Source organism: Pseudomonas sp. CH235, assembly GCF_004368175.1.
GTDB classification, from domain to species: Bacteria; Pseudomonadota; Gammaproteobacteria; order Pseudomonadales; family Pseudomonadaceae; genus Aquipseudomonas; species Aquipseudomonas paraglycinae.
This window is the reverse complement of record NZ_RRZJ01000003.1, coordinates 324,599-346,013: the sequence shown is the minus strand read 5'-3', so window position 1 is coordinate 346,013 and position 21,415 is coordinate 324,599. Positions and strand designations below refer to the sequence as shown.

The following is a 21,415-nucleotide window of genomic DNA, read 5'->3' as shown; positions in this document are numbered from 1 at the left end:
GCGGAGGACTCCATGACTGGACTTGAGAAAGGTGTACCGATCCAACAACTGGTGCGTGACAAACGCATGGATCCGGAACAGCGAATGCGCCTGGACGCGGCAATCCACCGCCAGGGCCAGGGCTGGATGACCGGTCGCGAGGGCGGTCGGCCGTGGCAACTGTCGCGCACCAATCGGGTGGTCGCCTGCCTCGGTGCGCTGACGATTCTGCTGATGATTTCGCCGCTGCTGATCGGTCTGGCGCTGGCCATCAAATTCACCAGCAAGGGCCCGGTGATGTTCGTGCAGAAACGCACCGGTTATCGCGGGCGCAAGTTCGGTATGTACAAGTTCCGGACCATGGTCGCCAACGCCGAAGAGCTCAAGGAGTCGCTGCGTCACCTGAACAAGCACGGTGCCGACGCCATCGACTTCAAGATCGACCAGGATCCGCGCATCACCGGGATCGGTGGCTTCCTGCGGCGTACCAGCCTCGACGAGCTGCCCAACCTGATCAACGTAGTGACCGGCGACATGCGCCTGGTCGGCCCTCGCCCGACCTCGTTCAACGCCTACCGCTACAAGGACAGTCACCTCGCCCGTCTGGCGATCTACCCCGGCATGACCGGCCTGTGGCAGATCTCAGGACGCAGCAACATCGACTTCGACCAGCGCGTTGAGTTGGACCTCAGCTATATCGCCGAGCAGAGCCTTCTGCTTGATCTGAAGATTCTGTTGAAAACCCCCTTCAAAGTATTCAGCGGCCACGGAGCAAGCTAATGGACGGTTCAACCAACAAAAGCCTGAGCATTGCCAGCCCCAGCGAGTCGAACCTGACTTCGACCGTGCTGGACCTGGATCTGCGGATCCTGTTTCTGACCGCCGCCAACCCCGGCGCCGGCACCACCACCAGCGCCCTGGCGCTGGCCAGTCAACTGGCGCAGATGAGCAGCGGCCAGGTGCTGTACGTCGACGCCAGCCAGTCGGCGAGCAACCTCACCCAGCAACTGAACCTGAGCAAGGAGCGCGGCCTGCGCGACCTGCTGTTCAACCCGGACAACCCGCCGCTGTTGCAGGACTGCGTGGTGCAGGTGTCGAGCCTGCCGTTTCACGTGCTGCCCAACGGCCGGCCGATCCGCACCATGGAACACCTGACCGCCGAGCGCCTGAGCCCGCTGCTCGATCAACTGGGCAGCCAGTACCGCTTTGTGGTGATCGACGGCGACGCGGTGTATTCGGCCGCCGACACGCTGGTCATCAGCACCCAGGTCGACGGCGTGGTGTTCGTGGTACGCGCCGAAGACACCCGCTGGGAAGTCGCCCAGGCGGCAGTGCAGCGCTTGACCCAGGCCGGGGCCAAAGTGGTCGGCAGCGTGTTCAACCGGCGCAAGTACTACATGCCTAAATGGCTCTACAAAAACCTGTAAGCAACCGCAAAGGATGACGCCATGAACGCCAGGATTCTTGTGCTGCTGATGCTGCCGCTTGCAGGCTGCTCGAGCACCTCCGAAACCCAGAACATGCCGGTGAACATTCTCACCGCCACCCCGGCCAACTCCCAGGCCACCGACATGCCGAAGATCGAGCAGACCCTGCGCCCGCAGGATGTGCTGGACGTGATCTTCCACATCAGCACCAGCGGCTCGGACGCTTATCGCGTGCAGTCGGGGGACCAGATCGGACTTAACTTCACTGCTGCCAGCCAGCTCAATGGCAACCAGTTGGTGCTACCGGACGGCACCATCGAACTGCCGGGCGCCAACACCTCGGTGAAAATCGCCGGGCTGACCAGCGAAGAAGCGCGCCAGGAAATCCAGCGCGCCTATCAACGCAAACAGCTGTTCCAGCCCAACCGCAATCAGTTGACGGTGCAGATCATCAGCCCGCTGACCAACGAGCAGAACCTGAAAAGCGCGCTCAACCACCCGGCCACCGGCATGAGCCGCGAGATCACCGTCGGCACCGACGGCTACGCGAGCTTCCCGGAAATCGGCGCGGTGCCGCTGCAAGGCATGACCGTCAACCAGCTCGAAGCCTTCCTCAACAAAAAGTACGCACAACTGCCGGGCCGCATGACCGTGGACGTGCTGCTCAAGTCCACCGCCGGCAACGAAATCTATGTGCTGGGTGAAGTCGGCCAGCCGGGTTCCTACCCGATCCGCCGGCCGGTGTCGGTGCTTGAGGCGCTGACCCTGGCGCGCGGCACCAACGTCAAGGCGCGGCTCGATTCGGTGGTGATCATGCGCCGCAACGGCAATCAGGTGCAGGCCGTGCGTTACGACGTCGAGAAAGCGTTGTCGGGCGAGGCGCCGCAAATCGCCTACCTGCAACCGGACGACATGCTGTACGTGCCGAAAACCAAACTGGCCAGCGCCGGCGAACTCGCCCGGCAACTGGCCGACGTGGTGCTGTTCCAGGGCGTGGGCTTCAGCTTCGGCTACCGCGTCGACAACAAAGACAGCAACAACAACTGACTCTCAGGTGACCGACCATGAATCCAAAGGAAAACTACCTGCATGAGTTCTTCAGGATCTTCTTCGCCAACAAGCAATTGGTGAAACGGGTCTTCCTGGTCTTTGCAGTGATCGCGCTGGTGCTGCCGCTGTTGCTCAAACAGAGCTTCGATATCACCGCTCAGGTAATCGTGCAGTCGAAAAAACTTTCACAGGGCGACGCCACCACGTCGCTGACCGTGGACAACGCCACCTTCATCCCGCCGTCGCTGGCGGACATGGAAACCGAGAGCAACATCCTGCGTTCGCCGGCGCTGATCCGTCAGACCATCAGCGAGCTGCGCGACAAGGGCGAATACACCCCTTCGCCCGGCATGTTCAGCAAACTGGTGGGCGAACCGTTCAAGCGCTACATCAGTTCGCCGCTGCGCCAGTACGTGATCAACCCCGTGCGCAACACCCTGGGGCTTGAAACCGATCCGGTGCGCGACACCGCGCTCGACGCGCTGACCCAGGATGCGATAGACAGCCTGAAAATCGAGACCCTGCCTGGCTCCAACGTGATCTCGATCATCTACAGCTTCCCCGACCCGCATCAAGGCACGACCTTCGTCTCTGCCCTGCTGCAAAACTACCTGGTGAGCCGTCAGGCGCTGCAATCGATCGATTTGCCGCAATCGTTCTACGAAACCAAGAAACACCTGTATCAGGTGCGCCTTGATGGACTGGAAGGCAATCGCCAGGCGTTGCTGGAAAGTGTCGGCGCGTCGGATCCGAAGGAGGAAATCACCTTCCGCCTCAACGCGATCAACACCGAAGAGCAGGCGCTGAACCTGTATCGCGACCGCCTGCTGCAGAGCCAGCGCTGGCTCGAATACCTCAAGACCGCGCTGGCTGCCGCCAGTAACAGCAAACTCAACGACTACACCTTCCCCTACACCTTCACCACCACGGTCGACAACGTGGCGTTCGAGGATCGGGAAATCAAACAGATGGGCGAGCAACTGACCACCCAGGTCAGCCGCTACATGAACGATCTGGCGGTGTTCCAGCCGGGCAGTGAACCGATGTTGCTGACCCGCGAGCAGATTGCCCGCACCCGCCAGCAGTTCCTCAAGGTGGTGAGCAACCGTATCCAGGAACGCACCAATGATCTGGCGGTGGTTCAGCAGGTGATCGATCAGAAAACCGCGCGCATCGCCGAGTTCAAGAACCGCATCCACGAGCTGCAGCAAACCCAGAGCAAGCTGCGGCAGATGGACACCGAAATCGATGCCCTGCACGCCGCGTTCTCGACCTACGCCCAGCGTTTTGCTGAAAGCAGCACCACCCGCTCGCTGAGCGATGACCTGTCCAACGCCCGGGTGTTGAGCCCGCCGTTCGAGCCGACCGAAGCGGCGTTCCCCAAACCGATGCTGATCATTCCGTTCGGGTTGTTCACCGGTCTGCTGCTGGCGATTGCACTGGTCTACGTGCGTGAGTTCTTCGACCACCGCTTCAAACACCCGGCGCAAATCAGCCACGAGCTGGGCCTGCCGGTGCTGCTGGTGATCAACGACCAGAACGCGCAGCCGAGCAACCCCCACAAGAACTGGACCGTGCCGAGCTTTGTGCACTGGGTGCGCAATTGAACACGTCCTCTACCCCGAACGCCTCCCTGCCGATCATGCATTTGCTCAGCAGCGGTGGCTTCTATGGGGCCGAGCGGATGTTGCTCGATCATTGCCTGGCGACGCCGGGGCAGCACCAGGTGCTGTTCCTCGATGCGCCGCCGGAACTGATCGCGCGCTTTCGCGAGGCCGGTGTCGACGCACAAGGCTGCGCAGGGCTGGCTGCCCTGCTGCGGCACTTGCGTCAGCGCCGGAGCGAGCGTCCGTTGATCAATACCCACAATTTCAAGGGACTGTTGTTCGGCTGGGTCGGCGCCACGCTGTTGCGCCTGCCGCTGGTGATCACTCAACACGGCTTCACCCCGCGCAGCCGCAAGCAGAAGTTCTACACCTGGCTGAGCCTGCAACTGTGCCGCACGGCGTCGGTGGATCGGGTGGTGTGTGTCGCCGAAAGCATCGCGGTGTTGCACCGTCAGGCCAGCGTGCGTGCGGAGAAATTGCAGGTGATTCCCAACGGATTACCGGCAGCCGCCGCGCTGCTTTCCGATGCGCCAAGACAACGCTGGCTCGCCGGTTACGTCGGGCGTTTGAGCAGTGAGAAAGGCCCGGATCTGTTTCTCGACGCGCTGATCCCGCTGTGTCACCAGCACCCGCAACTCGACGCGGTGATGCTCGGCGACGGCCCGGAACGCGAAGACTTGCAGGCGCGAATCGACGCCGCCGGTTTGCAACAGCGCATCCGCTTGCCGGGTTACCAGACCGACATGCGTCACTGGTGGCAGCAACTCGATGCGCTGGTGATCAGCTCGCGCACCGAAGGTACGCCAATGATTCTGCTGGAAGCGATGCAGGCCGGGGTGCCGGTGGTAGCGTTCGCCGTCGGCGGGATTCCCGACGTACTGGAGCATCGCCACAACGGTTTGCTTGCGGCCCCCACCGACAGCGCCGCCCTCGCCCGCCAGCTCGACACCTTGCTGTCCGAGCCTGGCCTGGCACGGCAACTGCGCGACAACGCAAAACGCACGCAACAGGATCGCTACGACCTCAAGGCCCTGGCCGAACGCTGGTCGCAGCTGTACATCCGCACGGCACGGGAGGCACGCGCATGATTTTCCCGCTCTCGATCGTCAGTCTGTTGGGGCTGGCCTGCATTGCTCTGCTGGCCAGCCCCTGGCCCTACCTCGCGCCAGGCGCAGTGCTCGGTCTGGTGGGGTTCGCGGTGTTGTACCGCAAACCGACCTGGGGCCTGCTCGGCATCGTTGCCCTGGTGCCGTTCGAGGGTTTCTTCAAGGACAGTTCACTGTCGGGCAGCAAACTGATCGGCGCTTCGCTGGCGGTGATCCTGATGCTGCAACTAGCGATGCACCAGATTCCCTCGGATCGCCTGCGCAGCAATATCTGGCGCTTTCTGATCGCCTTCATGACCCTGTACTTTCTGAGCCTGCTCAACACTGATGACATGGGCATGTCGCTCGGTCACCTGCGGGAAATCAGCGTCGGCCTGATTCTGTTTGTCATCACCCTGCTGATCGGCCGCGAGCTGAACCTCGACCTGTTTGCCCGACTGGTGACCCTGGCCGTCAGCACCACCTGCGCCATGGCCATGTTCTCCACCAAATTCCAGGATCAGGGCCGCGCCGCCGGCCTGCTCGAAGACCCCAACGCCTTCGCCCTGCTGATTGCGTTTGCCATTCCGCTGGCGCTGCTGCTGGTGATCCGCAGCCCGAACCTGTTGCATCGGCTGTTCTGGGGCGGTTGCTGCCTGCTGTTGCTCGGCGGCATGACCAAGACTGAATCGCGCTCCGGGCTGGTGGTGCTGGCCTTGAGTCTGGTGATCGGTTGCTGGCACTACCGCGCGCAACTGGCGCGGATTCGCCCGCGTCATCTGGGCTTTGCCATGCTCGGCGCAGCGATCGTGATTCCGCTGGCGATCTACGCGATGCCTGCCGGCTACATCGCGCGCATCCAGTCCCTCAGCGTGTTGAGCGCCGGGGCCAAGGGGCACAACGACGAGTCCCTTGGCCGCCGCGCCTCATACATCGTGGTCGGCAGCCAGATGATCCGCGAGAACCCGTTGCTCGGCTCCGGCCCCGGCACCTTCCCGCTGCACTACGCCACCACCGGCTATGCCAAGGCGTTTTCCGCCAACCGCAAGATCGGCGACCTGTACCGCCGGGCGCATAACACCTACCTGGAAATCTTCAGTGAACTGGGGGTTCCCGCCGGTTTGATGTTCGTCGGCATGCTCGGGCTGGGCCTGTACAACCTGGCGCGGGCACGCACGGCGTGGATGTTACGGCGTGACTGGCAACAGGCGGATCTGATGACCCACCTGGGGGTGAGTTTTCTGTCGCTGACGCTGTTCCTGATGTTCCTCAGCGCGCCGAATCAGAAATACGTGTGGATCATGCTCGCCATGACCAGCGTCTTGCGCCTCAAAGCCGAGCAGGCACCGCTGACGGAGAGCAGGACATGAGCCGGATCAGTATCGTCATTCCGATGTACAACGAGGCCCGGCACATTGGCCGCACCTTGCTGGCCGCGCAAAAAGCGGCGCACGCGGCGGATGTCGAGTGTGAACTGATCGTGGTCGACAACGGATCGAGTGACGAAGGCCCGCAGATCGCCCGGCAGTTCGGCGCCCACGTACTGGTGATGCCAGGCCTGCTGATCGGCGCGTTGCGCAATCGTGGGACCGCCATCGCCACCGGGGAATGGCTGGCGTTCATCGATGCCGATATCGAGATGCCGGAAGACTGGCTGCATCCATTGTTCGACATCGAAGCCAGTGGCCAGGCCGATGTCTTCGGTCTCGACCTGCACACCCCCGCCGCCGCGCCGTGGTACGCCACCGCGTGGCAGCGCCGGACCTTGCGCCCGACCACTCACACCAGCCATGTCGTCGACTGGCTGCCCAGTGCCAACCTGCTGATGCGTCGGCGCTGGTTCGACAAGATCGGCGGTTTCAACGAAACCCTGCGCACCGGCGAGGACAAGGAGTTCACCTTGCGCCTGCGCGAGCACGGCGCCCGACTGCTGTCGATCAATGAAAATGTCGCGCTGCACTGGGGTTACGAAATGAACTGGCGCGAGTGGATGGGCAAGGAACTGTGGCGCCAGGGCAGTCATCTGCAACTACTGCGCAGCCATGGTTTCAGCCTGCGCCTTTTGCGGTTCCCGATGCTGTCGATCTTCGTCTGGATTCTGGATTTCCTGGCGATATCCGCGCTGCTCGACGGCTTTCCCCATCACGCCGTGATCATGGTGATGCTCACGCTGGTACCGGGGCTGGTGCTCAGCGTGCGCCAGAGCGCCAAGCACCACAACGTCTGCCTGACCCTGCAACTGTGGGGTCTGCACTGGGTGCGCCTGCACTTGGCGGGCGCGGCGTTCATTCTCAGTCTGTGTCATTGGAACGCCAGGAGGCCTGCCCGTGGCTGAATTCATTTTCTGGATGTGCCTGCTGCTGCCGGCCTACGCCTATGTCGGCTACCCGCTGCTGCTGACGCTGCTGGCGCCGCTATTCCCGGCATGGCGCCACAGCCCGGCCCCGCCGCTGAACGTCAGCATCGTGATCGCCGCCCACAACGAGGCGCGGCACATCGAACACAAGCTGCGCTCGCTGCTGTCCCAGGATTATCAGCCGGCGACCCTGCAAATCATTCTGGCCAGCGACGGTTCCACCGACGCCACCGTGGCCTGCGCACACAAGGTCGTCGACCCGCGAATCACCGTGCTCGACCTGCCCCGCCAGGGCAAGGCCGCCACGTTGAATGCAGGTACGGCGCTGGCTACGGGCGACATTCTGGTATTCACCGACGCTGACAACCAATGGTCGCGGGAAACCCTCGGCTACCTGTTGGCACCCCTGAGCGATCCGCAGGTCGGCGCCTGCGCCGGGCACATGGTGATCCCGGTCACCGGTGGCGGACTGAGCATTGGCGACAGCCTTTATCGGCACTACGAGGGCTGGTTGCGCCGGGTCGAGAACCGTACCGGCTGCATGGTTTCCGCCGACGGCGCCCTGCTGGCCCTGCGCCGCGAACTGTTCGAGAACGTGCCGGCCGAGGTCAATGACGACTTCTTCATCAGCACCTGCGCGCCAGTGAAATTCAAACGCATCGTCTACGTGCCCGAAGCGCAAGTGATCGACCACGGCGTCGACGAAGCGGACAAGCAATTCCGCCGGCGCCAGCGGGTCACCGTCGGCGGCCTGCAAAGCCTGGCGCAACGCAGTGAACTGCTCAATCCGTTCAAGCATGGGCTGTATTCGATTGCGTTGATCAGCCACAAGTTGATCCGTCGCCTGGCGCCGATCCTGTTGCTGCCGCTGCTGCTGAGCAATTTCTGGCTGTGGGAAGAGCACGATTTCTATCGCCTGAGCCTGATCGCGCAATTGATCGGCTACGCCATCGCGATTGCCGGCCTGCTGGATTCACAACACCGCTTGCCCAAGCCGTTCCGCCTTGCGGCATTCCTGCTGGTGACACTGGCGGGCATGAGCATCGGCTTGTGGCAGTTCCTGCGCGGCCAGCGTTATGCCCAATGGAACCCTGACCAAAACCGTTGAGAGGGATCGAGCCATGGCGATCAAGCAACTGATTAAACGCACCAGCGGCTGGCTCTATCTCAACTCGTCCGTGGGGCGAAACCAGCTGCACGGCGCCGGCGTGATCCTGATGCTCCACCGGGTGCTGTCCAACGACCGCGCCGCCGACCTGCCGCACCGCAACGAACTGTGCGTCGGGCCCAAGGCCTTCGAACACTTGCTGGTGTGGCTGCGCAAGCATTTCGATTGCGTGCCGCTGATGGAAATCCTCCAGCCCAACGCCTTGCGCACCGAGCGCCCGCGAGTGGCGCTGACCTTCGACGACGGCTGGCGCGACAACGCCGCCAATGCCTTTCCGTTGCTGCAGAAACATCAGGTGCCGGCGAGCATTTTTCTTTCCACCGATTTCATCGGCAGCCGTCAGCGTTTCTGGTGGGAAAGCATCGGTGAAACCCTGTGGGGCAGCCACGGTGAAAAACCACGCATGCACCTGATCGAATATCTGCAGTCGATCCACCATCCCGTGCCGGTTTTGCTGGACGACATCGACGTGGACCGGCGCAGTCTGACCCTGTTGCATTACCTGCAAGGGCTTAAAGCGCTCGATCCGAAGATACTCGAACGCCTGACCGACGAGTGCCCGCAAGAGTCGCAACCCCAGGCACTCGACTGGCATCAGGTGCGGGCGATGGAGTCTTCCGGTCTGGTGCGTTTCGGCCCCCACGGCGCCAGTCACGCGATCCTCACCGGCCTTGACGATGTGCGCCTGAGCGAAGAAATCAGCCGCAGCCGCGATGCCATGCTCAACGGCTGCAACCGGCCGCTGCCGGTGTATTGCTACCCCAACGGCGACAACGATGAGCGGGTGCGCGAGCAGATCGCCAATCACGATTACCCCTTCGCGCTCGGCACCGGCAGTGGCATCTATCGCGGCACCGGCGATCCACTGAACCTGCCACGCTTCGGCGTCAGCCAGCGCACCGCGCGCAATCCGCAACTGCTGTCGTGGCGGATCTACCGTGGAGCGCGGCCATGAGCCGAGGCAACTACCTCAAACACTTGGCGCTGAGCATGGGCACCAAACTGGCGATGATCGCCCTGCGCCTGCTGAGGAATGTGCTGCTGGCGCGGATTCTCGGCCCCAGCGAACGGGGCCTGTTCGCCCTGCTCAGCACCCTGCCCGATCTGATCAGCGCCGCCACCAGCGGCGGATTGAATTCCGCCGTGGGTTATCAGGCGGCCAAGCAGCGGCCGATGGGCTTGTTGCTCGCGCAAGTGCTGGTGTTTGGCTGTTTGCTGGCGGGTCTGCTGACCTTGCTGGTGGTGGCGCTGGTGCGCGAATTCGGCAGCGAACTGGACGTGACCCTGCAACTCGGTCTGCTGGCGTGGCTGTTGCTGCTGGCGGTGCCGTTGACCGTGCTCAAAAGTGGTCTGCTGACCTTGCACAATGCGTCCGGCGGCGTGGTCGCGTTCAATGCCTTGCGGCTGGTGGAATCCCTGGCGCCGCTGCTGCTGTTTCTCGCGCTGTTCTGGATGTGGAAAGAAGCGGCCCTTGAAGCTGCACTCATCAGTTGGCTGGCCGGCATCAGTCTGGTGGTGCTGGTCGGCTGGCTGTGGCTCAAACGCGCGCAGCCGTTGCAGCTGCAATGGGATCGCGCCAGCCAGAACGAACTGCTGCGCTTCAGTGCGCGCAGCCATCCGGATCTGCTGTTCCAGCAAGTGATCCTGCGTTCCGATTACCTGTTCATCGGCGCCCTGCTCGGCAGCACCGCCCTCGGGCATTACGCGATGGCCAGCGCCGCCGCCGAATTGCTGCTGATCGTTCCGGAAGCGGTGACCACGCCGCTGATGAAACGCCTGCTGCAACAGGATGAAGGCATGGACAAGGTCACGCCACTGGCCCTGCGTCTGACCGCCACGGTGATGCTCGGCGCGTGCCTGACCATGGCCGTGATCGGCGAATGGCTGATCGTCACCCTGTTCGGCGTCGCCTACCAGCCGGCGTATCCGGCGCTGCTCGCATTGCTGCCGGGGCTGCTGGGCCTGTGTTACGCGAGCATCCTGCGCCTGGACCTGATCGGCAAGAACCGCCCCGGCACGGTGTCGCTGCTGATGGGGATCGGCGCGCTGCTCAATCTTGCGCTGAACCTGCTGCTGATTCCGGCCTACGGCATCGTCGGTGCAGCGGCAGCGTCGTCGATTGCCTATCTGGCGGTGACCGTGGCGATGCTGGTGTTGTACTGCCGGTTGAGCGGCGTGGCGTTCTGGCAAACCCTGATCATTCTGCCCAGCGACCTCACGCCGATGTGGCTGATGTTGCAGCGTCGGAAGGCAGCATGAAAGGCCTGGCCCTGCTGCTCGGTCTCGGCCTGTCGCTGGACGCCTTCGCGGCGTCGATGCGCTGGGGCGACATTCGCGACGGCAGTCTGTACCTGCAAGCGGATCGCCCCGACACGGTGACCGTGCGCTGGGCGCCGGCGTGGCAGGCGGAGGCCAACGAAGAGCACATTTACCTGCTCGACGGCCGCGGCCAGTTACAGGGCGAGCGCTTCATCAAGGCCAGTGAAACCCGTGGCAGCCAGAGCTGGCCGTTGGCGCCGGGGACCGCGAGTTATCAGCTGGAAATCCCCGGCTACAGCTTCCGCAGTTACCGGGTCGAGCACGACGAAACCACCGTGGCGCTGTTCGCCCCGGCCAAGGTGCATTTCAGTGCGGAAACCCGTAACGGCGATGAACTGTATTTCAAGGTCGCCGCGGGTGAGCACGCGATATTGGCGGGCAAGTTCCACGGCGGGGTCAGCGCCCTGCAAGCGCAGCGGGTCGGTGACGGGCAGCCCCTGACACTGGCGCTGAAACCCTATCGCGCCTATTGGCAATTCGATCAGCTGGCGTTGCCGGTCAGCGAACGCGAACAGGTCTGGCGCCTGCGTCTGCAAGGCAGCGGCAAAGCGGCGTTCTGGCTCGACGGCACGGCCAATCTGTTTGCACAGACCCCGCAACAGCTCAAACCGCTGCGCTCAGACGACGGCCAGACGCGCCTGATCCTGCACGACAAAGTCCTGGGGCGTACACCGGATCTGGGCATCGCCCTGCCCTACGTGATGCCGCCGCCCGCCAGCCATCCGCTGCTCGATGCACTGAAACCGACGGCCGCCAGTTACTACAGTTTTGTCGACGTGACGGCGAGACAACCGCACTTCGAAGATGCGTTTCGCCAAGTCTATCAGGATCGCTTCGGCATTCGCCAGGACATCACCTTGCTCGCCGGCAGTCAGCGTCAGGCCGATCTGCGCGCCGACGTGCAAAGCAACAACGGCCTCGACGCCTGGCTCGCCAGCACCCGTGCGCTGGGCGGCAAAGGCACGCACTACATCGGGTTCGCCGACGAGCCCAACCTGAATTATTCGAGTTACGAGCAATACCGTTCGATCTTCACCAGCATGGCCCGGCAAGTGCGCAGCGACCCGGCCAATGCCAGGGCCGGCGTGCGCATCGCGATGCCGGCCAGTTCGCGATTGGTCAACGGGCCGTTCGCGGACAACGCAGCGAACAAGCGTGGCATCGACTGGGCCCGGCGCCTGCTCGGTGAATCCGCCGATCAGGTCGATGCGCTGGCCTGGCACGAATGGATGATTCGCGACCTGCTCGCCACTCGCGTGTACCGCGACAGCGTGCGCCGCGCTGCCGATCTGGTCGGCCTCGATGCCAAGGGCCAGCCGCGCAAAGCCTTGTTGCTGGACCAGACCAACCTGTCCAGCGGCTCGAGCCTGAGCCCCTACGATCAGGAAACCCATTTCACTTCGCTGTGGTGGGCCTCGGTGGTGATCAACGCCTCACAGGACGGTTTGTTGACGATGCTCAACTGGTTTCAGGCCGCCGATGAGCCGCAGTACCCCAAAGGCATGTTGCGGGTGCTGAGCGATGACCGCTTCGAGTTGAAACCGGTGGGCATGGCCCAGCAGTTCATCCAGCAACACTGGCTGCACAACGTGCTGTGGCTGGAGAACGACGCGTTCGAAGTCGATGTGCTGGCGATGGCCGGCGACGATCAGCGCGGGCTGCTCGGCGTGAACAAGGGCACGCGTTTGCAGCGTGTCGACCTGGCGGGCGCCAAATGCCCGTTGAACAACGGCGCGCTGCGCTACTTCGGCGCCGACAACCGCAGCCGCGACGCGCCTTTTCGCTGTCAGGACGGCCGCGTGCGCTTCGAACTGCCGGGACAGACCCTGTTTGCCCTGCGCTGGAGCGCCTCATGACCGCCCCGTTGATGTCCGGCCGCGCTGGCCTCTGGCCGCGCGATGACTCGTCATCAGGAGCAACGACCATGAACATGCTGCGCAAACTGACTGAAAACCTACGGCAGAAAGGACTCACTGCCACCGTGAAAAAGGTCTGGAAACACTACGTCTTTTCTCATCAGGAACTGCTGTGGATGGAGCGCGACCTGGTCAGCCCGGTGCCGCCCCACAGCCTCAAACCCTACCCGCCACTGCGGGTGGTGAAGATCACCCCGGACAACGTCAGCGCCTTCGCCCGCCACTTCGGTGACCGGGTCGGCACCATGGCCGAGCTGGCCCGGGAGAATCACACCGGGCACATGCACCTGGACGATCAGGGCCATGCGGTGGCGTTCATCTGGGGCAGCGCCCGGGACTACTTCGACCGTCACTACTACGGCTGCATGTTCCCGGTGAAACCCGGCGAGTTCTTCGAGTTCGGCGGCGAACTGACCCGCTCGTACTGGGGCACCGAGCTGTCGGTGGATCTGCAACTGGAGCTGTGGAAAGCCATGGCCGCCCAGGGCTGTGACAAGGTCGTGGACGTCTGCGAGTTCCACAACATCCCGGCGCTCAAGCTGCACTTGCGCATGGGCTATACCGAACAGGGCCGGATCATGAACATCTACAAACTGTTCGGTCGCTGGCGCTTCTACCGCGAAACCCGCTACAGCGGATCGCGCCTGGAGGCGCTGCGCAAACCTTCCCGTCCACCTGTCACAGCAACGGCGACCTGAGCCTATGGCGCAATTCGAATGGCGCACCTCGTTGTGCGCACCTGACTTCCCGGCGGCGGCCTATGAAGCGCTGCGCCTGCGGGTGACGGATCACACGCCGTTCAACAGCTTCGACTGGCTGTGTGCGGCAGAGCAGGCGCTCGACACGCAAGAGCGGCTGCATGTATTGCTGGGTTGGGAAGCAGACGAATTGCGCCTGTGCCTGCCGCTGGTGGCGAGCCGTGAACGGTTTTTCGGTTTGCCGTTTCGGATGGTGCATCACCTGGGTTATCCGCTGGCCGATCGCCTGGCGTTGTTATCACAGCTGAACGCCGACGACATGCGCCAAGCCCTGCGGCTGATTCGCCAGCGAGTGCCCCACGCCCTGCTGCAACTCAATGAAATCACCGAGCCGGTCGGTGCCGAAAGCGTGCTCACCGAATGGATGGTCCACAGCTCCACCGGCGAACGTCGCTTGAGCTGTCGGGTGCCGGTGCACCTGATCAGCGACGCCGACCGCCAGGAAGTCTCGGGCGACCCGCGCTACAAACTGCGCCGGGCGCGCAAACGGATTGCCGCGTGCGGCGCCGAAGTCCGGCGGATCACGCCCGACGCGACCAGCATGGGCCCGTTGCTGCAGGTCATCAGCGAAGTCGAAGCGGTCAGTTGGAAAGGCGACGAAGGCGTCGGAATCTTTGCCAGCGACCGCAGCCGCCGCTGCATGGAAAACGCCTTCACCGCCCTCGCCGCTTCGGGCCGGGTGCGCGTGGTGATGCTGGAACTCAACGGACGTTGCATCAGCTATCGACTCGGTCTGTTCGAACAGGGCCGGCTCTACGATTACAACCTCGCCTTCCTGCCGCAATACGCGGACCTTGGCAGCGGCCGGGTGTTGCTGGAGGAATGGATTCGTTGGGGGCTGGATGACAACTGGCGCTGGATCGATGCCTCGCGGGTCAGCCTGGAAAACTCCAGCCATCAATTGCACGAACGCATGACCGGGCAACTGGAACACTGGCGCTGGAGCTTCTACTCGTGGCGCCCGAGCGGCCTGTTGCTGGGGCTGGGGCTGCGCGTCTGGCACCGGATCAAGCCTGCGTTGCAACAATGGCGGGCGAAGCGTGCGGCGGCCAAAGCGGCGGTCATTGCGACACCTGTGATCAACCCCACCACGGAGGGCGAACATGCCTCGCCAAGTCATAGTCAACGCTGACGATTTCGGCCTGAGCCCGAACGAAAACGCGGTGATCCTCGGTGCGTTCCAGGCCGGGGTCATCAGTTCCGCCACCGCCATGGCCAACATGCCGGCGTTCGAAGCAGCCTGCGCCATGGCCCGGCTGCCGCTGCTGGAAGGCCGGATCGGTCTGCACTTCAACCTGACCTATGGCCGGCCCCTGAGCCGAGCCATTCTTGAGCGTCGCACCTTCTGCGACAGCCACGGCGTGTTCGACCTCAGCCTGGCGCGCCACAGCCTGTGGCTGGGCCGGGAAGATCGCGAAGCGGTGCAGGAAGAATTGCAGGCGCAGTGGCAGCGCTGCGTCGATCACGGCGTGCGTCCCAGCCACCTCGATTCGCATCAGCACGTGCACAACATCTGGCCGATCGGCGAGATCGTCGCGCGCTTCGCTGCCCATCAAGGTGTGCCGGTGCGCCTGGCGCGCAACCTGGGGCAAAACCTCAGCCTGCCCAAACGCGTGTTCAAGGGGTTGCTCAACCGCCGATTGCAGGGATTGGCCGGGGTGACGGCGGATTACGTCTGCACGCCGGTCGACCTGCGCAACGCCCCCGCGCCGACCGACGGCGTGCTGGAAATCGTCGCCCATCCGAACCAGCTCGGGGCGGATTTCGGCGACGCCTATCTGCAACCCGAAGAGTCCCTGAGCCGCTTGCTAGAGCAGCGGCTGACGGGGGTTCCACGGGTTTCCTATGCCGATCTTAACAAGGATTTTTTGCGGGGTGCCGAGGCGATCTGAGCCGTTACACAACTTGCAATACTTTCAAAGCTGGCGCTTTGACATGAATTTGCCGGCTTGATCTATACCCACAAAAGCGTCATCCACAACACCCGGGCTTCGGCCACGGAGGGCATCATGAGCGTCATTGAAAAGCTGCGCGAACGTATCAAGCAAAAAGGCCTGGGCCGTACCTTCGGCACGTTGTGGAAACGCTACGTGTTCTTCCATTGGGAACTGTTGTGGATGGAGCGCGACCTGGTCAGCCCGGTACCGCCGCACAAGCTGCGCCCCTACGACGGCCTGCGCAAAGTCGACATCACCGCCGAGAATGCCGGCGCGTTCGCCAAACACTTCGGTGACCGGGTGCAGACCATGGCCGAACTGGCCAACGAAGGCCACACCGGGCACATGTATCTGGATGCCGACGGCCATGCGGTGGGATTTATCTGGGGCAGCACTCGTGACTACCACGACCGCCACTATTACGGCTGCACCTTCCCGGTCAAACCCGGCGAGTTCTTCGAGTTCGGCGGTGAAATGATCCGCGCCTACTTCGGCAGCAGCCTGTCGGTGGACGTGCAGGTCGCCCTCTGGGAAGCCATGGCCGCCCAGGGTTGCAACAAGGTGGTGGACGTCTGCGAAACCCACAACATCCCGGCGCTGAAACTGCACATCCGCATGGGCTACCACGAACAGGGCCGCGTCACCCACGTCTATTGCCTGTTCGGCAAATGGCGGTTCTTCCGCGAAACCCGCTACGAAGGCTCACGCCTCGATCCGCTGCGCAAACCGGGACGGCCGGTGGTGACGGCGGCTGCGCAGGCTTGAAGGTCCAAAGCAGCACTGTGGGAGCTATCGGAGACGCTAGCTCCTACATAATCTGAGACTACTTGCCTACACCTGCAGACGACACATCCAAGGCCGATAACAGAACCGGCTGACTGCTCGACCGTATCCAAATGGATACAGTCGAGCCATGAACTATTTCGTGCAACAGACATCCGTGTTCGTGACCTGGCATGCCTCTATTCGAGATCTCCGTGCCAAGGTAGCTATTGCCCGTCGCATAGATCGTGCATCAGCAGGTAATCTAGGCGACATTAAACCCGTAGGTGATGGTGTGTCGGAAATGCGCGTTGATGTCGGCGCCGGGTATCGGGTCTACTTCACGATGCGTAACGGTGTAGTTATCGTTTTGCTGGCCGGCGGCGACAAATCCACACAAAGCGCGGACATCAGACGTGCAAAAAAAATGGCAAAGGAGGTTTAACCATGAGCCAGACTTTGACAGCTTTTGATATGGCAGCACTGCTGGACAGTGATGAAGCCATCAGTGAATACCTATCCCAAGTGTTGGCCGACGGTGACAACGAAGAGTTTCTTCGTGCAATCGGTTATGTCGTCAAGGCGCGTGGCATGACGCAGATTGCGAAGGATTCGGGCATGGGGCGCGAAAGTCTGTACAAGGCTTTCGCACCAGGAGCCAAGCCTCGCTTCGACACGGTTCTTAAAGTCATTCATGCCCTTGGCATCGATCTGTGTGCACAACCGGGACATGTGCTGAATCACTCCACGTCCTGAAAGCTGCGCTACTCAGCGCTTCACCCCCACCCACGTAAAACACATCGGCATCTGCGCCTCGCGGTTCTGGTACTGGTCATACACTTCTTCCCGGTTCGAGTGCGGGTATTCCTTGAAGTGCGAGATGTTCAGGCCGGCCTCGAGGGCGGCGGTGAAGATCGCGCCGAGGGTGTGCACGAACCAGTAGGACTTGGCCGCCGGCCGTTCGACCTTGCCGACGTAGACGATCGGTTCTTCCTGCACGAACGGTTCTTCGCGAAAGTACGAGGTGACGAGGCGAAACGGGTCTTCGGCCTCGGGGTCGACCATTTCCAGGAACGGGTGGGTTTCGTAGATCACCAGTTGTCCGCCCGGTTTGAGGGTCGAGGCGACGTGGCGGAAGCATTCGCCGATGTCGGGCATCCAGTTGAGGACGCCGATGGTGATCAGTGCGACGTCGAAGCGACCGCGCAGCGATTCGGGCAAATGATGAATATCGGCTTCGACGAATTCGGCATTGTGCGGCGAACGCTTGTTCAGTTCGCGGGCCTGTTCGAGAAACGCGCTCGACTGATCGATACCGACCACGCTCCGTGCACCGAGGGCAAACAGCGACAGGCTTTCGCGGCCGTTGTTGCAACACAGTTGCACGACGTCTTTGCCATCGACACCGACCTGCTCCAGCAAGCCGCGAAGGGTGTCGTCGAGGCAGGAAAAATCAGCCTGCGTGACTTCGGTCAGCAAGGCCTGCCAATCGGGCGAGTCCTGATGATGACGGGCGGAATCATTCCACGCCTGACGATTGCTCTCGACGGCATTTTTATTGTTTGGCACTTCCATGGCGCACTCCGGGCGATGCTCACAATTGAGCGGGCCCGAGTCTAGTTCAGCCTCGCGCAACAGGTTGTTGCGAACTTGTAAGCCGACAACGCCTGCACCAACGCCTGCACCACGGACAGCTATAGTTAATAGCCTTGGGGAAATCCGCTTCCACAGGTGCTGCCATGGGAATGTTCAATCGACTGCTGTTATCCGCCTGTCTGCTCGCCGCCACCCAGGCGCAGGCGCTGGACAGCAACTTCAACTACTACGGGGCGGACCAGCCCTTTGCCCACCCTGCTCCACCGTCGCTGTCGGCCCAGCCGCCCCGGCCGTTCGATGACACGCCGCCACAGGACTTCATCGTCATCCCGGATCGCCGTGTTTTCCAGGACTCGCAACTGCCGACCGTGGCCGATGCGACGGTGCGGGTGTTTATCCGCACCTACGATGCCGAGCGCGGCATTTACGTCAACGACGAGGTGCTGGACCCGACGTGCGTGCTCGAATGCCTCGGCACGCCCAGCCCACGCAGCAACGCGGTCTACCACTGACGCTTGTCCGGGCGTGCCAGGCCGAGTTTTTCGATGCGGTAGCGCAGCATGTCGCGGCTCAGGCCCAGCAGGCGCGCCGATTTGGTGACGTTCCAGTCGGTCTTGTCGAGCATCTTGCGCACCATGTCGCGTTCGACTTCCGGCAGGTTCATCGATTCGGTATTGCTCGCCGGGCGCGGTTCGAAGTGCGGGTGCGGCACCTCGTGCTGATGCTGCGGTGGCAGGTCATCGCACAGGCTCATGCACACGTTCAACTGGTGCGCGGCGATGGTATCGCCCTGCGCCAGCAGCACGGTCTGTTCGAGCATGTTGCGCAGTTCGCGCACGTTGCCCGGCCAGGTGTAACTGAGCAGCAGCTCTTCGGCCTGATCGCTGAAATGCAGGTTCGGTTTGCCATAGCGCTTGCCGTGGCTGGCGAGGAAGTGCCGGGCCAGCAGCAGGATGTCTTCGCCACGGGCGTAAAGGCGCGGCACCTTGATCGAGATGATCCGCAGCCGGAAAAACAGATCGCGGCGGAACTTGCCCTGCTGGACCATCTGCTCAAGGTTGCAATTGGTGGCGCTGATCACCCGCAGGTTGACCTTGCGCTCCTTCACCGAGCCGACCCGGCGAATGGTGCGATCCTCCAGCAATTTCAGCAGCTTGGCCTGGAGCACCAGATCCATTTCACCGATTTCATCGAGAAACAGCGTGCCGCCATCTGCGGCTTCCACCAGCCCGACCCGGCGGTCCTTGGCATCGGTGAACGCGCCTTTCTCGTGACCGAACAGCTCTGACTCCACCAGGTTGGCCGGAATCGACGCGCAGTTGAATTCAATGAACGGGCCTTTGCTGCGCGCACCGTCGAAATGCAGCGCACGGGCGACCAGTTCCTTGCCGGTACCGGTTTCGCCCTCCACCAGAACCGGCGGCAGATCGCCGTTGGCCATACGCCGCTCGGCGTCGAGCAACTGACCGATGGTGTTCTTCAGGTGCAGCATAGGCGCCGATTCGCCGATCAGCGCCTGCACTCCGGATTTCTGCGCCTCGCGCTCCTGATAGAACGACAGCGTGCGCTCCATCCGTTCGGTGGCCAGGGCCTTGTCCAGCAGCAGTTTGAGTTCCGGCAGCGCGACCGGTTTGGTGACGTAATGAAAGGCGCCCTCCTTCATCGCGACCACCGCGTCTTCGACGTTGCCGTAGCCGGTCATCATGATCACTTTCAGGTCCGGCGCGCTGATGCGCAGCTTCTGGATCAGATCGTGACCGCTCATGCCCGGCAGCGAGTTGTCGGTCAGGACGATGTCCGGCATGAAGCTTTCCAGTTGCCCCAGCGCGTCCTCGGCCGAGTGGCAGACCGTCACCTCGAAGTCTTTGCGCTCCAGGTAGGTCTGAATATTTTCGGCCAGCAGTTCGTCATCCTCGACCAGCAGAATGCTGTGTTCCATATTCCCCTCCCGATGCCACTCTAAAGTTGAGACTGACGCGGGTTCCTTCCTGCTCGCGGCTGGTCAGCATGACCGAACCCTGAAACCGCTCCATGATTCGCTTGACCAGCGCGAGGCCGACCCCGAGGCCGCCCTGCTTGGTGGTGAAAAACGGTTTGAACACCAGTTGTTGCTGCTGCGCGCTCATGCCTTTGCCGGTGTCGCTCAGGGTCATGCGCACCTGACCGGCCTGCGCTGTTTCAATCTCGACACTGAGTACGCCGCCTCTGGGCATCGCTTCCAGGGCATTGGCAAACAGGCTATTGAGAATTTGCGTGAGCAGCACCTGTTGACTGACCACCGGCGGGCAATCTTGTGGCGTGAATCGCACTTCGACGCCGTTGCGCCGAATCAGCGCATCAAACGCCCCCAGGGTGTCCTCGACCGCCGCCAGCAGGTCCACCGCCTCGCCGTCGTCACTCATCGGGCGCAACGACACCAGCAGTTCGCGAACCCAGCGCGACATGCGGTCGACCTGGCTGATGATGTCGCCGATGTTGCGTTGCGCGCCGGGGCTGGCGATTTCCTGGGCCAGCTCGGCGCTGGAACGAATGGTCGCCAGCGGATTGCGCAGGCTGTGGGCCACCGCCGAGGACATCTCGCCCAGAGCGACAAAGGTTTCATTGCTGATCAGTTGCTGCTGCTGGCTCTGCAGCAGGGTCGAGGCGCGCCGCACGATCCAGAACAACCCGAGGTAAATCGCCGCGCCGCCGAGAATCGTTGCGGCCCAGATCGAGGCGAACCCACGGTCGATGCGGTCCACCAGATCCGCCGGCTCCTTGTAGATCTCGACCATGGCGACGACTTTGCTTTTGTCGGCGTTGAACATCGGAATGTAGTTTTCTATGAACAGGTATTTGGGTTCGCGGGACAGCCGCTGCTCGGGTTTTTCATCGTCGATCTTGTGATAACTGGAAGACACCGGGACTTTCATCTCGAACGACTCATCCAGCTCGTCGTCGTCTTCAAACTTGACGTTGATCAGTTCGGGGTTGGTCGACCAGATGACCGTGCGGTCCAGGGCGTACACCGTGGCCAGCAGAACATCCGGCAAATGTTCGACATGATCGAGAAACTCGGCACGGGCCATTGCATGGGACAGCGGATCGACGTCGGGGTAGTTCCCGTCCTGGCGCGAGTCGAGCATCTCGCCCATGGTCCGTTGCGGCGTGATGTTGGCATGGCGCATTTCTGCATCGCCGATGGCCTGCACGAATTGCGCGGTGAGCAGCGCATCGCGCTCCACGCTTTCGGTGACCACGAAGCGCGTGGAGATATACCCCAGCCCCAGCGCCACGGCCGCGATGATGAAAAAACTGGCCAGCGAAAACCAGCGCAGCAGATTGAACTGCCCGCCCCAGCTCTTGATGGCCGCCAGCGCGAGGTTCGGTGCCGATGTTTTCTGTTCTTCCAGTCGTTGCATGGGGATGCCCTGGCGTTCTGGTATCGAGCCGGTTACAGCCGCCCTCTCTCGAAT

General features: G+C 62.4%; 21 protein-coding genes. 18 read left to right on the top strand and 3 right to left on the bottom strand.

The features are described from left to right. Positions 1–12: 12 nt before the first annotated feature. The 17 genes from EIY71_RS05450 (at position 13) to EIY71_RS05370 (ending at position 17,120) form a co-directional block, all read left to right on the top strand. Entirely contained in the window at positions 13–759 is a 747-nt protein-coding gene (locus EIY71_RS05450) for a sugar transferase (RefSeq protein ID WP_085748434.1), read from the top strand. Then, the gene (locus tag EIY71_RS05445) at positions 759–1,406 is read left to right on the top strand and encodes a CpsD/CapB family tyrosine-protein kinase (RefSeq protein WP_085698620.1); all 648 of its coding nucleotides are present in this window, start codon (positions 759–761) and stop codon (positions 1,404–1,406) included. Before EIY71_RS05450 ends, EIY71_RS05445 begins: the two co-directional genes overlap by 1 nt. A gap of 21 nt (positions 1,407–1,427) precedes the next feature. Continuing rightward, positions 1,428–2,453, top strand: a complete 1,026-nt coding sequence (locus EIY71_RS05440; protein ID WP_085748435.1) for a polysaccharide biosynthesis/export family protein — start codon at positions 1,428–1,430, stop codon at positions 2,451–2,453. A gap of 17 nt (positions 2,454–2,470) precedes the next feature. Further along, positions 2,471–4,063 carry a Wzz/FepE/Etk N-terminal domain-containing protein gene (locus EIY71_RS05435; protein WP_134020840.1) on the top strand — a complete coding sequence of 531 codons (1,593 nt, stop codon included), beginning with the start codon at positions 2,471–2,473 and terminating at the stop codon, positions 4,061–4,063. 35 nt (positions 4,064–4,098) lie between these two features. Next, complete coding sequence (locus EIY71_RS05430) at positions 4,099–5,151, top strand: glycosyltransferase family 4 protein (RefSeq protein ID WP_372239285.1); 1,053 nt, start codon at positions 4,099–4,101, stop codon at positions 5,149–5,151. Further along, on the top strand, positions 5,148–6,518 hold the full coding sequence (locus EIY71_RS05425) for an O-antigen ligase (protein ID WP_134020834.1): 1,371 nt from the start codon (positions 5,148–5,150) through the stop codon (positions 6,516–6,518). Before EIY71_RS05430 ends, EIY71_RS05425 begins: the two co-directional genes overlap by 4 nt. Then, on the top strand, positions 6,515–7,483 hold the full coding sequence (locus tag EIY71_RS05420) for a glycosyltransferase (RefSeq protein ID WP_134020832.1): 969 nt from the start codon (positions 6,515–6,517) through the stop codon (positions 7,481–7,483). Before EIY71_RS05425 ends, EIY71_RS05420 begins: the two co-directional genes overlap by 4 nt. Next, the gene (locus EIY71_RS05415) at positions 7,476–8,612 is read left to right on the top strand and encodes a glycosyltransferase (protein WP_134020829.1); all 1,137 of its coding nucleotides are present in this window, start codon (positions 7,476–7,478) and stop codon (positions 8,610–8,612) included. The genes EIY71_RS05420 and EIY71_RS05415 overlap by 8 nt, the downstream gene beginning before the upstream one ends. Before the next feature lie 13 nt (positions 8,613–8,625). After that, on the top strand, positions 8,626–9,627 hold the full coding sequence (locus tag EIY71_RS05410) for a polysaccharide deacetylase family protein (RefSeq protein WP_134020826.1): 1,002 nt from the start codon (positions 8,626–8,628) through the stop codon (positions 9,625–9,627). Then, complete coding sequence (locus EIY71_RS05405; protein WP_134020823.1) at positions 9,624–10,931, top strand: lipopolysaccharide biosynthesis protein; 1,308 nt, start codon at positions 9,624–9,626, stop codon at positions 10,929–10,931. The genes EIY71_RS05410 and EIY71_RS05405 overlap by 4 nt, the downstream gene beginning before the upstream one ends. After that, positions 10,928–12,847, top strand: a complete 1,920-nt coding sequence (locus EIY71_RS05400) for a hypothetical protein (RefSeq protein ID WP_134020821.1) — start codon at positions 10,928–10,930, stop codon at positions 12,845–12,847. The genes EIY71_RS05405 and EIY71_RS05400 overlap by 4 nt, the downstream gene beginning before the upstream one ends. Before the next feature lie 68 nt (positions 12,848–12,915). After that, positions 12,916–13,605: a GNAT family N-acetyltransferase gene (locus EIY71_RS05395; protein WP_134020852.1), complete on the top strand. Its 690-nt coding sequence runs from the start codon at positions 12,916–12,918 to the stop codon at positions 13,603–13,605. Between the two features lie 4 nt (positions 13,606–13,609). Then, positions 13,610–14,797, top strand: a complete 1,188-nt coding sequence (locus EIY71_RS05390; RefSeq protein ID WP_134020818.1) for a GNAT family N-acetyltransferase — start codon at positions 13,610–13,612, stop codon at positions 14,795–14,797. After that, on the top strand, positions 14,769–15,557 hold the full coding sequence (locus EIY71_RS05385) for a ChbG/HpnK family deacetylase (RefSeq protein ID WP_129973925.1): 789 nt from the start codon (positions 14,769–14,771) through the stop codon (positions 15,555–15,557). Before EIY71_RS05390 ends, EIY71_RS05385 begins: the two co-directional genes overlap by 29 nt. Before the next feature lie 117 nt (positions 15,558–15,674). Next, complete coding sequence (locus tag EIY71_RS05380) at positions 15,675–16,367, top strand: GNAT family N-acetyltransferase (protein WP_085748446.1); 693 nt, start codon at positions 15,675–15,677, stop codon at positions 16,365–16,367. 148 nt (positions 16,368–16,515) lie between these two features. Next, positions 16,516–16,809, top strand: coding sequence for a type II toxin-antitoxin system RelE/ParE family toxin (locus EIY71_RS05375; protein WP_085748447.1), 294 nt, complete (start codon positions 16,516–16,518; stop codon positions 16,807–16,809). Between the two features lie 2 nt (positions 16,810–16,811). After that, on the top strand, positions 16,812–17,120 hold the full coding sequence (locus EIY71_RS05370; protein ID WP_085748448.1) for an addiction module antidote protein: 309 nt from the start codon (positions 16,812–16,814) through the stop codon (positions 17,118–17,120). A gap of 12 nt (positions 17,121–17,132) precedes the next feature. Here the strand turns inward: EIY71_RS05370 and EIY71_RS05365 are convergent, their stop codons facing one another. After that, positions 17,133–17,939, bottom strand: a complete 807-nt coding sequence (locus EIY71_RS05365) for a class I SAM-dependent methyltransferase (protein WP_134020815.1) — start codon at positions 17,937–17,939, stop codon at positions 17,133–17,135. Between the two features lie 164 nt (positions 17,940–18,103). Between EIY71_RS05365 and EIY71_RS05360 the strand changes: the two genes are divergently transcribed. Continuing rightward, entirely contained in the window at positions 18,104–18,472 is a 369-nt protein-coding gene (locus EIY71_RS05360) for a hypothetical protein (RefSeq protein ID WP_102688534.1), read from the top strand. On the opposite strand, the gene EIY71_RS05355 is transcribed toward EIY71_RS05360, so the two are convergent. Continuing rightward, complete coding sequence (locus EIY71_RS05355; protein ID WP_085748451.1) at positions 18,463–19,899, bottom strand: sigma-54 dependent transcriptional regulator; 1,437 nt, start codon at positions 19,897–19,899, stop codon at positions 18,463–18,465. The genes EIY71_RS05360 and EIY71_RS05355 overlap by 10 nt on opposite strands. Then, positions 19,868–21,361 (bottom strand): HAMP domain-containing sensor histidine kinase, encoded by a 1,494-nt coding sequence (locus EIY71_RS05350; protein WP_129973928.1) that lies wholly within the window; start codon positions 21,359–21,361, stop codon positions 19,868–19,870. Before EIY71_RS05350 ends, EIY71_RS05355 begins: the two co-directional genes overlap by 32 nt. Positions 21,362–21,415: the final 54 nt, after the last annotated feature.